Source organism: Pseudomonas sp. Xaverov 83 (assembly GCF_019352905.1).
GTDB lineage: Bacteria > Pseudomonadota > Gammaproteobacteria > Pseudomonadales > Pseudomonadaceae > Aquipseudomonas > Aquipseudomonas yamanorum.
In genome coordinates this window covers 39,884-54,477 of record NZ_JAAAFU010000040.1, presented here as the reverse complement: position 1 = coordinate 54,477, position 14,594 = coordinate 39,884, and the positions used below count along the sequence as shown (strand labels likewise).

Genomic DNA, 14,594 nt, shown 5'->3' with positions numbered 1-14,594 from the left:
GGCGGGGCAGAGCCCTTTGCTTACTTTGGGGCTTTTCCAAAGTGAGTCGCTGTAAGAGCGAAACCATAGGTGGCCGTTACCTAAATAACGGATATACACCCATACCAAGAGAGTATCAAACCATACCAACCCGATATTAGACGAAAGCAAAACCAGCAGAGGAAACTACCCACAATTACAAAAATACCTAAAGAGTATAAAAAATGCCCACCCACTCCTCCTGGATCGTACTGTCCATCACCGGCCTGTACATGCTCAGCCTGGCACTGATCAGCTACGGCGTTCGCCGCCACTCCCGCAGCGCCACCAACTACACCACCGGCGGCGGCCACTTCCCGGCGTTCCTGATCGGCTTCCTGATGCTCTCGGAATTCATCGGCACCGCGGTCAGCATCGGCACCGCCCAAACCGGTTTCAAGGTCGGCATCTCCGCCGCATGGAACCTGTTCGCCCTGGCCCTCGGCTTCGTACTCTTCGCCTGGCTACTGGCCCGCAAATACAAGGACCTGGGCGACAACACCATCTCCGGCGTACTCGCGCGCAACTACGGCCAACGCACCCGCTTCGCCACCTCGATCATCACCATCTTTGCCCTGGAGATCGTCGCCGTTTCGATCTACGCCAGCGGCGGCGCCGTATTGGCCAGCGTAATGCAAGTGGACCGAACCCTGGCGATCGTGATCGTCGGCGTGGTCTCGGTGGCGTACGTGAGCATCGGCGGCATGCGCTCGGTGATCTACACCAACTTCGTCCACGCCGCCCTGAAATACCTGGGCGTCGGCCTGGCACTGTGGTTTGGCTTGAAGCAGGTGGGCGGCATCGGCCAGTTGCAAGCGCAATTGCCCGCCAGCATGTTTGACTGGACCACCGTGGGCTGGGGCCAGATCATCGCCTGGATGATCGCCGGTATCGGTTCAATCTTCTCCACCCAATACGTGATTCAGGCGGTGAACACCGTCAGCCATGCAGGCAAGGCCCAGCGCGCATGTTTCTACGTGGCGGTGCTGATGGTGCCGTTCGGCATCGGCGCGGCATTGATCGGGATGTGCAGCGCAGTGCTGTTCCCCAATGTCGATTCGCTGCAAGCCTTCCCCACCCTGATCGCCAGCATGGACCAACTGACGGCCGGCCTGGTGGTGGCAGGCCTTGCCGGCTCGCTGTTCGGCACCATTTCAGCGGTGAGCATGGGCTCGGCAACGTTGCTGTTGCGGGACTTCTACGAGCCGTGGTTCAACCCGGAAAAAAGCGACGCCAAGTCCCTGCGCTTCGTGCGCCTGGCGACCATCGCCGTCGGCCTGTTGCCGATCGCTCTGGCGCTGACCTCGGACAAGGTGCTGATGATCGCCTTCCTCGGCAAGGCGTTGCGCGCCTCCCTGGCGGTGCTGGTGTTGATGGTGTTCTACGCGCCGAAATTCGGCACGGCGGCCGGGGCATTCCTGAGCATCATTGCCTCGTTGCTGGCCACCGTGGGCTGGTTCCTCGCCGGTAATCCATGGGGCATCGACAACGCTTACATCGCCCTGTTCACGCCGCTGATCATCATGGGCATCAGCCATGTGACACGCCGCAAGACACCGGCCGAACCGCTGGTGGCAGCCACAAGCTGAGGTAGGATGGCAGCCCAACCAATAAGGAAGTTGTGAAATGCTGCCGATCCGCACCCCGTTGATCCTGCACCCCGGCTTGTCCACCGCTACCCGGCGGGTCTGGCTGAAGCTCGAGAACCTGCAACCCTGTGGCTCGTTCAAGTTGCGCGGGATGACCACGTTGTGTGCCTACGCGGCCAGCCAGGGCAAGACCACCGTGGTGTGCCCGTCCGGCGGTAATGCCGGGTTGGCGACGGCCTTTGCGGCGCGGAGCTTGGGGTTGCAGGCGCGAATCGTGGTGCCCTCCACCACCCCCGAAGCCACCCGTGCGCGCATCCGCCAGGCTGGGGCCGAGGTGGTGGTGCACGGTGATCTGTGGGATCAATCCAACGAACTGGCCTTGCAACTCGCCGAAGCACCGGACGCGTTGTATGTGCCAGCCTTTGATCACCCGTTGTTGTGGGAAGGTCACAGCAGCATGATCGACGAGATTCTCGAAGACTGCCCGCAGGTGGGCGCCATCGTGACGTCGGTGGGTGGCGGTGGATTGCTCGCGGGTGTATTGACCGGGCTGGAACGCCATGGGCGATTCGACTGCAAAGTGATTGCGTGCGAAACGGCGGGCGCGGCTTCGTTTGCGGCCGCAGTGGAAGCTGGAAAACCGGTGCGGCTGGCGAAGATCGATACCGTGGCCAAATCGTTGGCGGCAACCCAGGTGGCGGCGTGGCCGGTTGAACATATCGGCCGGTTTGCCCATCAGTGCGTGGTGTTGAGCGATGCCGACGCGATGATGGGCGTGGCGCGGTATGCCGATGATCTCAGGCAGTTGGTGGAACCCGCGTGTGGGGTTTCGTTGGCCGTGGCTTATTTGGAGCATGCCGCGATTGCCGGGGTTGAGGATGTGGTGGTGATTGTGTGTGGTGGGGTGAGCATCAGTGCGGAAACGGTTGCTCAGTGGCAGAACACGGTCTCTCTATGATCGTTCCCACGCTCCGCGTGGGAACGCCGCCCTGGACGCTCCGCGTCTGCTCTTGAAGTCGTGACGCGGAGCGTCACAGGATGCATTCCCACGCAGAGCGTGGGAACGATCAATCAGGCATCCTGCAGGATCAGATCCGCGCCCTTCTCCGCCACCATCAACACCGCCGCATGGGTATTGCCCGAGGTCACGTTGGGGAAAATCGATGCATCGACAATCCGCAGTCCTTGCATGCCGTGCACCTTCAGGCGCTTGTCCACCACCGACACCTGCGGGTCCGAACCCATGGCGCACGAGCCGCACAGGTGATAGATCGAGCCGCTGTTCTCGCGGAAGTACTGCAGCATTTGCTCGTCGGTTTCCACCGCCGCACCTGGCAACACTTCAGCCACCGTCACGCCCTTGAGCGCCGGTGCCTGCATGATCTTGCGCATCAGCCGGCTACCCTGGATCACCTCGTCGATGTCCTTTTGGGTACTCAGGTAGTTGGGGTCGATCAAGGCCGCATCCCGTGGGTTTTTCGAGGCGATGCGAATCGTCCCGCGGCTGGTGGGCCGGCACGGGTTGAAGCACAGCAGGAAGCCTGAATACGGCTCGGGCTTGAGGCTGGCCTTGTTGTTTTTCGGGATCTGGTACGACAGCGGGTTGAAGTACAGCTGCAGGTTCGGATGCGCCTGTTCAGCATTACCGCGAAAGAACCCGCCAGCCTGGTTGACGCTCATGGCCAGCGCGCCCTTGCGGGTCAGCAGGTATTTGAGGCCCAGTTTGAACTGGCCGAACAGCGAGCTGAGCTGGTCGTTCAAGGTCGGGATATTGGCCTTGTAGTAATAGCTGGCGCACAGATGGTCCTGCAGGTTCTGCCCCACCGCCGGCAGGTGCTTAACCAGCGGGATGTTGTGTTCGGCAAGCAGTTGCTTGTCCGCCACTCCCGAGAGTTGCAGGATCTTCGGCGTATCCACCGCACCGGCACACAGGATCACTTCCTTGCGCGCGGTAAAGGTCCGCACCACGCCGTGCTGGGTCACGCTGATGCCGGTGGCGCGCTGCTGGTCGTCGAACAGCACACGGTCTACCAGTGCATGCAATTCGACGGTCAGGTTCGGCCTACCCAACGCCGGATGCAGGTGCGCAAAGCTGCTGGAGCAGCGCTCGCCGTTGCGGGTGTTGACGTCGTAGAGGCCCGCACCTTCGAAGTTCGGCCCGTTGAAGTCATCGCTCAGGCCATAGCCCAATTGCTCGCAGCCCTTGAGGAACACGTCGCAGATGGCGTGGGTCTGGCCCTTCATCGGGGTGATGCTGATGGGGCCGCTGCTGCCGTGGTATTCGGTGTCGCCCAGGGGGTGGTTTTCCAGCTTGCGGAAGTACGGCAGCACGTCCTTGAAGCCCCAACCGTCGTTGCCATTGGCTGCCCAGTCATTGAAGTCATGGGCCTGGCCGCGCACGTAGATCATGGCGTTGATCGAGCCGGAACCGCCTTGCACTTTGCCCCGTGGGGCATAGATGGCGCGGTCGGCCAGCTGTTTTTGCGGCTGGCTGTAGTACATCCAGTTGAAGGTCGGGTTGTAGTACATCTTGGCGAAACCGACCGGAATCTTGAACCACCAGGAACTGTCCTTGCCGCCAGCCTCCAGCAGCAACACCGAATGCTCGCCCGAGGCGGAGAGTCGGTTGGCCAGGACGCAACCTGCGGCGCCGGCGCCGGCGATGATGTAGTCGTATGTCATTCACGGTTACCGCATAAGTCGTTTTTTTTAGCCCTTGGCGGGCGAAGTGTCTTTCACATCAGCAGGCGTGGGCGCCATTTGCAGGTGCAGGCGTTCGCCGGTGTATGGCGTGTGCTTGCGCACCACGTCCATGTTCAGCTCCACCCCAAGGCCTGGCTCGGTGGACGGGATGATGTAGCCGTCCTCCCATTGCAGCGGCTTGGTCAGCACTTCGGCATGGAAGCCGCCCCAGGTCATGATGCTTTCCTGGATCAGGAAGTTCGGCGTGCACGTGGCCAACTGGAAACTCGCCGCCGCGCCAATCGGGCCGTTGTACAGATGCGGGGCGATCTGCGCGTAGTAGGCCTCGGCCATGCTTGCGATTTTCTTGGCTTCCAGCAGACCGCCGCAGCGGGCCACGTTCATTTGCAGGATCGATGCACCACCGGCCTGCAAGAGCTTGAAGAACTCGTACTTGGTGGTCAGCCGCTCGCCGGTGGCGATGGGGATGCTGGTCTTGGCCGCGACCTGGGCCATGGCCTCTTCCTGGCCCGGTGGCACCGGCTCTTCGAACCACAGCGGGTCGTATTTCTCCAGGCGCTTGGCCAGGCGGATCGCCGACGACGGCACCATCTGCCCGTGGGTGCCAAACAGCAGGTCGCACTTGTCCCCCACCGCTTCGCGGATCTTGCGGCAGAAGGTTTCGCAGCGCTCCAGCACTTCCAGGGAAATCTGGTGGCCGGAGTACGCGGTGTAAGGCCCGGCCGGGTCGAACTTCACGGCGGTAAAGCCTTTGTTCATGTTCTCGACGGCGCACTCGGCAGCCAGGTCCGGGTCGTCGTAGTCGTACTCGCCCTGGCTGTTGACCGGGTACAGGTAGGTGTAGGAACGCAGGCGCTCGTTGACCTTGCCCCCCAGCAACTCGTAGACCGGCTTGTTAGCGGCCTTGCCGATGATGTCCCAGCAGGCCATTTCCAGGCCGCTGACCACGCCCATCATGGTCAGGTCGGGGCGCTGGGTGAACCCGCTGGAATACGCCTGGCGGAAAAAACGCTCGATGTGGTGCGGGTCGTGGTTGAGCAGGTAGCGCTCAAACACATCCTCAATGATCGGCAGCATCGCCTTGGGCCCGAAAGTGGCGGCGTAGATCTCGCCCACGCCTTCAATGCCGCAGTCGGTTTTCAGTTTGACGAACAGCCAGTACATCCCACCGATGTGCGGTGGCGGTACGGCAACAATATGGGTTTCAAGGGCGACGATTTTCATCTCAGGCACCTGTCTGGTTGAATTTTTTACGATTGATTCGAGCGCGCAGGGTCAGGGCCGCGAGGGTCCCGAGCACGCCGATGAAGGCGATGTAGCCGAAGTACAGGTTGTAGCCGACCTGCCCCGGGTAGGTGTCGGTGAGGTAGCCATTGATCAGCGGAATAAAGGTGTCCGGCAGGTAACCCACCACCGAGACGATACCGATGGCCAACCCGGTGATGCGCAGCGGGATGTTGCAACTGTCGAGGATCGCCCAGTACAGGCCGCGAATCGCGTAGGTCATCAGCCCGATAAAGATCACCGTGCCGATCAGCAAGCCGAGGCTGCCAATGGCCGGGAACACGATCAGGCCGACCATCGCCAGGGTCACCAGCACCAGCGCGACGATCAGCACCGAGATGTTCGAAAACTTGTCCCCCAGCCAGCCGCCGCCGATCCCGCCGATAGGTCGCATCCACAGTTTGATGGTGGTGATGGTGCCGGCCATCACGGCGGTCATGCCGCTGCCTTGCAGGTAGTCGGAGAAACTGTAGGTGGCCCAGAACATGTGATAACCGCAGAACACGATGGCGGTCACCAGCCACAGCTCGGGGATTTTCACCAGGGTGGTGAGGTCGGCGACCAGGTTGAACTTGCCCTTCTCCACCGCGGCGGTTTCGGCCATGGATTTAGGGTCCTTGAGCAGCACCAGCACACAACCGATGGCGATACACACGAAGGAATACAGGTACACCACATGCTTGAAGCCTTCGGCGGCCGTCTGGCTGCGGGTCTCGGTGGCATAGGCAAACAGCCCCAGGGCCACGGTTGCCAGCAAGGCTTCCACCAAACCACGGCCACCGTCGAGGATGCCGAAGAAACGGCCCTGCTCACTGTGATGGGCGATCATCTTCACCCGCTTGAGCACCGAAGCCCAAAAGGTCAGGCCGGTGGTCAGGCCCCAGCAGCCGAAGATGATCATCAGCCCAGTCATCGACGGTACGGTGGAGTACCAGATGCCCAGGGCCCCGGTGGCCACCAGCGAAAAGAAGATCAGGAAGCGTGGCGGCAGGCGATCGGCCAACCAGCCGCTGGGCAGGTAACTGAGCAGGAAGATCGTACCGAGCATCGAATACAGATAACCCAGCTGGCTGTGGTTGATCTGGAACACCTCGAGCATGGTGGTCTGGTAGACCTGGCGCAGGTAGAGGATCGGGTAGATCGCCCCGGCGGCCAGTACCAGCAACATCAATTGGAAGTAGCGACTGGCTTTGTCGCTTTTGGCCGCGGACACGGCATCGAAACCCTGGGCAACGGGTGCAGGCTTGGACATCTTGTAGACCTCGGGCACCCACTGTGCAGGTGCCCCGATAATTGTTTTTATTGAGGTGAAGCCGGTGGTCGGTGAATCAGTACTTCATGACCACCAAACGGGTCTGGGTGAACTCAAGCATCCCGTGCTTGCCGTCATCGCCGCCCAGCCCTGAGCGTTTCCAGCCGGCGTGGAAGCCCTGGTAAGGGTCGGCCGGGGTGCGATTGACGTACAACTCGCCGGCCTCAATGGCGTTGGCGACTTTCATGGCCGTGCGGTAGTTCTCTGTGTAGAGCACCGACGACAGGCCGAACTGGTGGTCGTTGGCCATGGCCAGCGCTTCGTCGATGTCGCGGTACTTGAGCACCGGCAGCACCGGGCCGAAGATTTCTTCCTGGATGATTTCCATGTCCTGGCGGCAGCCGCTGAGCAGCGTCGGCGGGTAGAAATGGCCCGGGCCTTCGGGGAGTACGCCGCCTGCTTCCAGTACAGCACCGTCGGCGATGGCGCGCTGGACCATGGCATGAATATTCTGCTGCGAACTGGCGTTGACCAGCGGGCCCATCAGGCCTGCGTCCGTGGCACGGTCACCGAATTTGACGGCACTGATCTTGGTCTTGAGCAGGGCCAGGAATTGGTCGTAGACGCTTGCCTGCACGTACACCCGCTCGACCGCCGTGCACAACTGGCCGCAGTGGGTGGTCTTGGACGCGATGATTGCGCTGGCGGCCTGTTCAAGGTCGGCGTCGGCTTCGATGATCGCCGGGGTCTTGCCGCCCAGCTCCAGGGACGGCTTGGCGATGTTGGCCTTGCAGTAGTCGAGGACGATGCGCCCGGCGTTGACGCTGCCGGTCAGGGTAATCAGGCCCACGGCCTTGTGGGTGCACAGGGCGGCGGCGGTGGCGTGGTCCATGGTCAGGATATTGATCACACCGGCCGGCATGCCCGACTGCTCGACCGCACGGGCGATTTCAAAGGCGGACAACGGCGTGTTGTTGCTTGGGCGCACCACCACGGTGTTGCCGGCAATCAGCGCCGGGGCGATTTTGCGCAGCAGGGTGTAGACCGGGTAGTTGAACGGAATCAGGCAAGCCACCACGCCAATGGGCTCGCGCTGCAGGAACAGGTTTTCGTCCGGGGTGTCGCTGGGGATGATTTCGCCTTCAATGCGGCGCGCCCATTCAGCGTGGTAGCGGGTGATCTGGGCGGCGTAGCGGGCTTCGTTGCTGGCGTCGTCGAGGCTTTTGCCGGATTCGCTGGCAAGCGCCTTGCCTATGCTTTCAGCGCAGGTTTCGAGGGCGTCGGCGAACGCCCGCAGGTGTTCGGCGCGCTGGATGCTGGTGAGTTTGCCCCAGGTCTTTTGGGCGGTAGCGGCGGCCTCGACAGCAGCAGTGGCCTCATCAGGTGTGGCGGCGGAGACCAGGCCGACCTGAGCCTCGGTCGCGGGGTTGTAGACCGCGATCTGGGCGGTGCTGGCAGGTTCGGCGAAGTGGCCGTTGAAAAAGTTGCGCTCGATTTGCATGTGGTTTTTTGCCCAATCGTTGTTGTTTTGCGAGTGACTTGCAGTTTTGTCATTGGGCGGGGGTTGGACAAACGATTTATTGACGGAGGTAACGTGCAAAAAACGCAGGTTAGTGGCTGATCCGTATTAATGACCCGGGTCTGAGTCTGTATTGTTCTGCCCATACTTCCTACAGTGCCGCCCACTTGGAACCGTGGGAGGACTAAGCATGCAACCACCATCAACCGCACAGGCCTACAACTACAAGGTCGTGCGTCAATTCGTCATTGCAACCATCGTTTGGGGCGTGGTCGGCATGGCCATGGGCGTGTGGATCGCCTCGCAACTGGTCTGGCCGGAAATGAACCTCGACCTGCCGTGGACCACCTTCGGCCGCCTGCGCCCGCTGCACACCAGCCTGGTGATTTTCGGCTTTGCCGGCAGCGCGCAATTCGCCGCCAGCTACTACGCAGTACAGCGCACCTGTCAGGTGCGGCTGTACTCGGACAAGCTCGCCGCCTTTACCTTTTGGGGCTGGCAGTCGGTGATCGTGATCATGTTGGTCAGCCTGCCGCTGGGCTACACCACCACCAAGGAATACGCCGAGATCGAGTTCACCGGCGCCGTGTGGATGACCGTGGTGTGGGTGGCTTATGCCATCGTGTTTTTCACCACGGTGGTGCAACGCAAGACCCAGCATATCTATGTCGGCAACTGGTTCTTCGGTGCGTTTATCGTGGTGATCGCGATGCTGCACGTGGTCAATCACCTGTCGATCCCGGTGGACTGGTTCAAGTCCTACCCGGTGTACGCCGGCGCCACCGACGCCATGGTGCAGTGGTGGTACGGGCACAACGCGGTGGGTTTCTTCCTGACCACCGGTTTCCTGGGGATGATGTATTACTTCGTGCCCAAGCAAGTCGGGCGGCCGGTGTATTCCTATCGTTTGTCCATCGTGCACTTCTGGGCGTTGATCACCCTGTACATCTGGGCCGGCCCGCACCACTTGCACTACACCGCGCTGCCGGACTGGGCGCAGTCCCTGGGCATGGCGATGTCGCTGATCCTGCTGGCGCCCAGCTGGGGCGGGATGATCAACGGCATGATGACGCTTTCCGGGGCCTGGCATAAATTGCGCACCGACCCGATCCTGCGTTTCCTGGTGCTGTCGCTGGCGTTCTACGGGATGTCGACGTTTGAAGGGCCGATGATGGCGATCAAGACCGTCAACGCCCTGTCCCACTACACCGACTGGACCATCGGCCACGTCCACGCCGGGGCCTTGGGCTGGGTGGCGATGATCACGTTTGGCTCGCTGTACCACATGATCCCGAAAATATTCGGGCGCGTGCAGATGCACAGTGTGGGGCTGATCAATATGCACTTCTGGCTGGCGACCATTGGCACGGTGCTGTACATCGCATCGATGTGGGTCAACGGTATCACTCAGGGCTTGATGTGGCGGGCGGTGAACGATGACGGCACCCTCACCTACTCCTTTGTGGAAGCCTTGCAGGCCAGCCATCCGGGGTTTGTGGTGCGCTTTGTCGGCGGGGTGTTCTTCCTCAGCGGCATGTTGCTGATGGCGTACAACACCTGGCGCACGGTGCGCGTGGCGGATCTGAAGGTGGCGCAGCTTGAAGCGCAGATCGCCTGATGTGGGAGATAGCGCTGAACCTGGCGGCGGTGATTGGCCTGTATGGCGCGGTGGAGTATTGCTTGCGGGGCCAGTCGAAGGAGAGCCTGGATGAGGCCAGCCTGATGCCGTTTGCCGATGACCCGGAGGTGGCGCGGCGGGTGGAGTTGGCCACGGGCAAGCGGGTCAACGCGGTGGCGCCGGAAGCAGCAAAACCCGGCTGGGGCAATGTAGAGATCTGATAAAGGAATGCGGTCAGTGTGGGAGCTGGCTTGCCTGCGATGGCATCACCGCGGTGTTTCTGAAGCACCGAGTTGCCTGCATCGCCGGCAAGCCAGCTCCTACAATCATCCGCGTTCGCGGGGAATCAGGCTCTGCAACTGCAAGGCCAGGAAGTTGGCATCGAAACCGAAGGTGTCCGGGTCTTTCAGGCCGTTGGTTTTCTTCCACAGCCAATCGTTTTTCCCCGGCAGCAGCACCAGGGAAATACTGCCGTAGCGGGCGGCGGTCAAGCCCATCACCGACAACGAAATCAACCCACCGGCGCCCATCACATCCGGCACGAACTCCACCGGTTTGCCGGCGATATGGATGGTCAGTTTCTCGGTCTTGAAGGTGGAGGTCTCCACCGGCACGCTAGGGCCGGATGCCACGTACGCCTCGCGCTGCACTTCCAGCAAGCCGACGGTCTTCACCGGTTCCAGCCACTGCTCGATCTGGTCGAACAACTCGACGATCTTCTGCGCCCAATGGGCCGACTGCACTTCGAACTGCTGCTTCTTGTGGGCTTCGCTGTCGGCGTAATGACGCAGCATCTCGCCCAGTTGTTGTACATCGTCCATTGCCGTGTTCCTTGGGTGACCCATGTTGCGAACCTTGATCATGGCAGATGCCGCACGCTGGCGTATGACTAAAGCACGGCGCTTGGGTAATGTGGTGCCCTCGCCCGTCCAATTCAGGAGCATCGCATGCGCACCATCGGCCTTATCGGCGGCATGAGCTGGGAGTCCAGCGCCGAGTATTACCGCATCATCAACCAAAGTGTGCGCGACCAGTTCGGCCCCCTGCGTTCGGCACAACTGTTGATGTACAGCGTCGACTTCGGCCCGGTGGAGCAGGCCCAGCACGCCGGGCGCTGGGATGACGCCGCACTGATCCTCGAAGACGCCGCCCGCCGCCTGCAAGCCGGTGGCGCCGAATGCATCGTGCTGTGTACCAACACCATGCACCTGGTGGCGCCGCGTATTGAAGCGGCGGTCTCCATACCGTTTCTGCATATTGCAGACGCCGCCGGCGCCGCGGCCGTGGAAGCTGGCACCCTGACCGTAGGCCTGCTGGGTACCGCGTTTACCATGGAGCAGGAGTTTCTCAAGTCACGCCTGGCGGCGCAGGGGCTGACCGTGCTGGTGCCGGACGCCGACGAGCGCCAGGCCGTGCACCGGATCATCTATGAGGAATTGTGTGTCGGGGTGATCAGCGACGCATCGCGTGAGGTGTACCAACGGGTGATCGAGTCCCTGGCGGCGCGTGGCGCCCAGGCCATCATCCTTGGCTGCACGGAAATCAGTCTGTTGATCAAGCCGCAGCACAGCGACCTGCCACTGCTGGACACCACCGAGCTGCATGCGCAGGCTGCGGTGGCGTTTGCCTTGCAGGACGACTAGGCAGGCTTGCGGATGCGCGCCATGGTCAGGGTGTCGACGAATGCGCCGTCACGCACGGCGTAATCGCGCAGCAGGCCTTCGGTCTCGAAGCCGAACTTGTGGTACAGGCGGTGGGCGGCTTCGTTGTCGGCGTACACCGTGAGTTCCACCCGGTGCAGGTTCATCCAGTTATCCGCCACCTCCAGCGCCGCACTCAGCAGTCGGGAGCCCACGCCCTTGCCCTGCCAGGCGGTGGCGACGCCCATGCCGAATGAACCGACATGGCTGCGGCGCACACGGGAATACTGCTCAAGCCCCAGGTTGCCGATCACCTCGCCTGCATGCACGGCCACCAGTTGTAGCCGCCGTTCATCCCCGGGTGCCAGGCGTGCGCGCCAGGCCTCGATCGACTGGAAAGGCATTTGCAGCACCTGACGGCAGACAGCCGGGTCGTTGTAGAGCGCAGCGACGCCGTCAAGGTGGGCCTCGGTGAAGCGCGTGATCACGATTTTGGGTTCAGGTGTGTGCATGGTGTTTCATCCTTTGAAAACACATGGCGGGCCAGTGTAGGCGGCAAAGCCTCAGAATGGCGAGCCCAGCACCGCAATTATCGGGGCCGCGCAGCAACCAGTTTCCAGACCCGGGCGATGTCCGAGGCGCGCTCGCGCAACAGGCGCGGCGCCTCGCTGCAGGCCTGTTCCAGGGTAGTCGGGCCGGACGGCAAGGCGAACGCGGCATCCACACCGTGGGCGTACATCTGCTCGTAGCCATCACCCAAGGTGCCGGCGATCACAATCACTGGCACGTTGTGCTGTTTGGCGATCCGCGCGACGCCAAACGGGGTTTTGCCCCGCAGGGTCTGGGCGTCGAAGCGGCCTTCGCCGGTGATGACCAGGTCAGCGCCACGCACGGCCTTTTCGAGCCCCACCAGCTCGGCGACCACTTCAACCCCTGCACGAAACTGTGCGCCAAGGAACGCCTTGGCGGCAAAACCCAGGCCGCCGGCGGCGCCGCTGCCGGGTTCGTCGCGTACATCTTTGGGCAAGACCTTGGCGCAGTGATCGGCGAAATGGCCGAGGGCGGCATCCAGTTGTTCGACTTGCTGGGGATTGGCGCCTTTTTGCGGGCCGAAAATCGCCGAGGCACCGTGGGGACCGCACAGTGGATTGTTCACGTCGGCGGCAATTTCGAAGCGCACCTGGGCCAGGCGTGGGTCCAGTTGCTCAAGGCTGATGCGCGACAGCTTGGCCAGCGCCAGGCCGCCTAGGGGCAATGCAGCCTCTTCGGCATCAAGCAATTGCACACCGAGAGCCAGCATCGCCCCGGCGCCGCCGTCGTTGGTAGCGCTGCCGCCAATGGCCAGAATAACGCGTTGGGCGCCGGCATCCAGGGCGGCGCGGATCAACTCGCCAGTGCCGAAGGTGCTGCTGGAACACGCATCTCGCTGACCCGGTGGCACGAGTTGCAGGCCGCTGGCCTCGGCCATTTCGATGATTGCGGTGTGGCTCTCGGCCAACCAGCCCCAATGCGCGTCGACACTGCCACCCAATGGCCCTTGCACACGGGTGGTGCGCAGCTCGCCCTGGCAGGCCGCGAGTACCGACTCCACCGTGCCCTCACCACCGTCCGCCATCGGGCACTTGATCAGCTCGGCGTCGGGCCACACGCTGGCCAACCCCTCGGCAATGGCATTCGCCACGCCTTCAGCACTCAGGCTGTCCTTGAACGAGTCGGGGGCGATGATGATTTTCATGGGCTTTCTCCGGTTTTTATAACGCCCATGCTGCCAGTTGGCACCGGCAATAACGCCGGTCCATTGCACAAGAGTGGCTGGGGTTTGTTGTTCATTTCGACAAAGCCTGCGGCAATAGCTGTACGCCCAGGTACAACGCAAGCATGCCATCGAGGGTCAACGGGTCGACGCCGCTCAACTCGGCGATGCGCTCCATGCGATAGCGCAGGCTGTTGCGGTGAATGCCCAGAGCATCGGCGCACGCCTGGCTTTGGCCGTCGTGATCGCACCAACTGCGCAGGGTCGCCAGCAACTGGCCGTTGCTGTCCTTGGCCAGTACCTTGCGCAGCGGGTTGAGCAGTTCGTCGAGGGCGTCGTCGTTGCGGTGGCGCCAGAGCATTACCGGCAGGCGATAGCGATTGAGGGTCAGCAACCGCGACTCGGGCAGCACATCGCGGCCATAGGCAAGCAGATCGCCGACCCGCCGGTAGCAACGGCGTAGCCCGGCCAGGCCGTCTGCTTGCCCGCCGACGGCGACCCGCAGGATGTTCCAGCCCAGGCCGTCGAGTTTTTCCAGCAGGCGCGGGTTGTCGACTTGCACCGACGCCGGTCGGCACCACAGCAGGGAGAACTGTGCGGAGCTGACGCACCAGCTGTCCGGGTAGCGCGAGGTCAGCCAGGCGCTCAAGGCTTCCGCCGACTGGCCGCTGCCCAGTTCAAACAGGTACGGCGTACGTGCCATCTGCGGTTTGAGGCCCAGCTGCTGCGCTTCATCCACCAGCCGCGGCGAGTCGCCGGTCTCGGCCAGAAGGAGCGCCAGCAGGTCATCGCAACGTTGGCGCCGCCATTGCTGCTCGGCTTGCTGGTGACGCTGGCTGACCAGCATTTCGGCGGTCATGCGTACGAGTTGCGCATAGGTACGCAGCAATTCCGGCTCGCCGGTAATGCCCAGCACGCCGATCAGGCGCTGGTCGTGCAGCAGCGGCAGGTTGATCCCGGGTTGCACGCCCTTGAGGTGCTTGGCGGTTTGGCTGTCGATCTCCACCACGCGCACATTCGCCAGCACCAACTGCGCGCCTTCATGGCGGGTGTTAATGCGTTCGGGTTCGCCGCTGCCGAGGATCAGGCCCTGGCTGTCCATGACGTTGACGTTATAGGGCAGGATCGCCATGGTGCGATTGACGATATCCTGCGCCAAGTCATGATCCAGCTCGAACATGGGGCTAAATTCCTGAAAAAACCGGTTGTTCATAGGCA

General features: G+C 62.2%; 13 protein-coding genes. 5 read left to right on the top strand and 8 right to left on the bottom strand.

The genetic code is table 11. From position 1 onward, the window contains the following. Positions 1 to 203 precede the first annotated feature (203 nt). The gene (locus K0H47_RS14415; protein WP_093197216.1) at positions 204 to 1,607 is read left to right on the top strand and encodes a sodium:solute symporter family protein; all 1,404 of its coding nucleotides are present in this window, start codon (positions 204 to 206) and stop codon (positions 1,605 to 1,607) included. Positions 1,608 to 1,644: 37 nt separating this feature from the next. Beyond that, positions 1,645 to 2,565 carry a pyridoxal-phosphate dependent enzyme gene (locus K0H47_RS14410; RefSeq protein WP_063029956.1) on the top strand — a complete coding sequence of 307 codons (921 nt, stop codon included), beginning with the start codon at positions 1,645 to 1,647 and terminating at the stop codon, positions 2,563 to 2,565. Positions 2,566 to 2,678: 113 nt separating this feature from the next. Here K0H47_RS14410 and K0H47_RS14405 read toward each other — a convergent pair whose 3' ends face one another. The 4 genes from K0H47_RS14405 to aldA form a co-directional block, all read right to left on the bottom strand. Next, positions 2,679 to 4,289, bottom strand: a complete 1,611-nt coding sequence (locus K0H47_RS14405) for a GMC family oxidoreductase (protein ID WP_219273000.1) — start codon at positions 4,287 to 4,289, stop codon at positions 2,679 to 2,681. Positions 4,290 to 4,316: 27 nt separating this feature from the next. Further along, a complete protein-coding gene (locus K0H47_RS14400) occupies positions 4,317 to 5,534 on the bottom strand; it encodes a mandelate racemase/muconate lactonizing enzyme family protein (protein ID WP_017480405.1) in 1,218 nt (405 codons plus the stop codon). 1 nt (position 5,535) lies between these two features. After that, complete coding sequence (locus tag K0H47_RS14395) at positions 5,536 to 6,846, bottom strand: nitrate/nitrite transporter (protein WP_063029951.1); 1,311 nt, start codon at positions 6,844 to 6,846, stop codon at positions 5,536 to 5,538. A 76-nt stretch (positions 6,847 to 6,922) separates the two neighbouring features. Further along, positions 6,923 to 8,347, bottom strand: coding sequence for an aldehyde dehydrogenase (gene aldA / locus K0H47_RS14390; RefSeq protein ID WP_219272998.1), 1,425 nt, complete (start codon positions 8,345 to 8,347; stop codon positions 6,923 to 6,925). Between the two features lie 208 nt (positions 8,348 to 8,555). Between aldA and ccoN the strand changes: the two genes are divergently transcribed. Together ccoN and K0H47_RS14380 are read left to right on the top strand one after the other, a co-directional pair. Then, on the top strand, positions 8,556 to 9,983 hold the full coding sequence (gene ccoN / locus K0H47_RS14385; protein WP_219272996.1) for a cytochrome-c oxidase, cbb3-type subunit I: 1,428 nt from the start codon (positions 8,556 to 8,558) through the stop codon (positions 9,981 to 9,983). Further along, positions 9,983 to 10,204 carry a cbb3-type cytochrome c oxidase subunit 3 gene (locus K0H47_RS14380; RefSeq protein ID WP_219272994.1) on the top strand — a complete coding sequence of 74 codons (222 nt, stop codon included), beginning with the start codon at positions 9,983 to 9,985 and terminating at the stop codon, positions 10,202 to 10,204. The genes ccoN and K0H47_RS14380 overlap by 1 nt, the downstream gene beginning before the upstream one ends. A gap of 105 nt (positions 10,205 to 10,309) precedes the next feature. Here K0H47_RS14380 and K0H47_RS14375 read toward each other — a convergent pair whose 3' ends face one another. Further along, on the bottom strand, positions 10,310 to 10,804 hold the full coding sequence (locus tag K0H47_RS14375) for a hypothetical protein (RefSeq protein WP_017480400.1): 495 nt from the start codon (positions 10,802 to 10,804) through the stop codon (positions 10,310 to 10,312). 126 nt (positions 10,805 to 10,930) lie between these two features. Here K0H47_RS14375 and K0H47_RS14370 point away from each other — a divergent pair, with 126 nt between their 5' ends. After that, positions 10,931 to 11,626: an aspartate/glutamate racemase family protein gene (locus K0H47_RS14370; RefSeq protein WP_219272993.1), complete on the top strand. Its 696-nt coding sequence runs from the start codon at positions 10,931 to 10,933 to the stop codon at positions 11,624 to 11,626. Here the strand turns inward: K0H47_RS14370 and K0H47_RS14365 are convergent. From K0H47_RS14365 to K0H47_RS14355, 3 genes are all read right to left on the bottom strand, one after another. Further along, a complete protein-coding gene (locus tag K0H47_RS14365; RefSeq protein ID WP_063029941.1) occupies positions 11,623 to 12,135 on the bottom strand; it encodes a GNAT family N-acetyltransferase in 513 nt (170 codons plus the stop codon). The genes K0H47_RS14370 and K0H47_RS14365 overlap by 4 nt on opposite strands. A 77-nt stretch (positions 12,136 to 12,212) precedes the next feature. Then, positions 12,213 to 13,358 (bottom strand): glycerate kinase, encoded by a 1,146-nt coding sequence (locus tag K0H47_RS14360; protein WP_219272992.1) that lies wholly within the window; start codon positions 13,356 to 13,358, stop codon positions 12,213 to 12,215. Between the two features lie 91 nt (positions 13,359 to 13,449). Beyond that, complete coding sequence (locus K0H47_RS14355) at positions 13,450 to 14,556, bottom strand: sugar diacid recognition domain-containing protein (RefSeq protein ID WP_177072096.1); 1,107 nt, start codon at positions 14,554 to 14,556, stop codon at positions 13,450 to 13,452. Positions 14,557 to 14,594 lie beyond the last annotated feature (38 nt).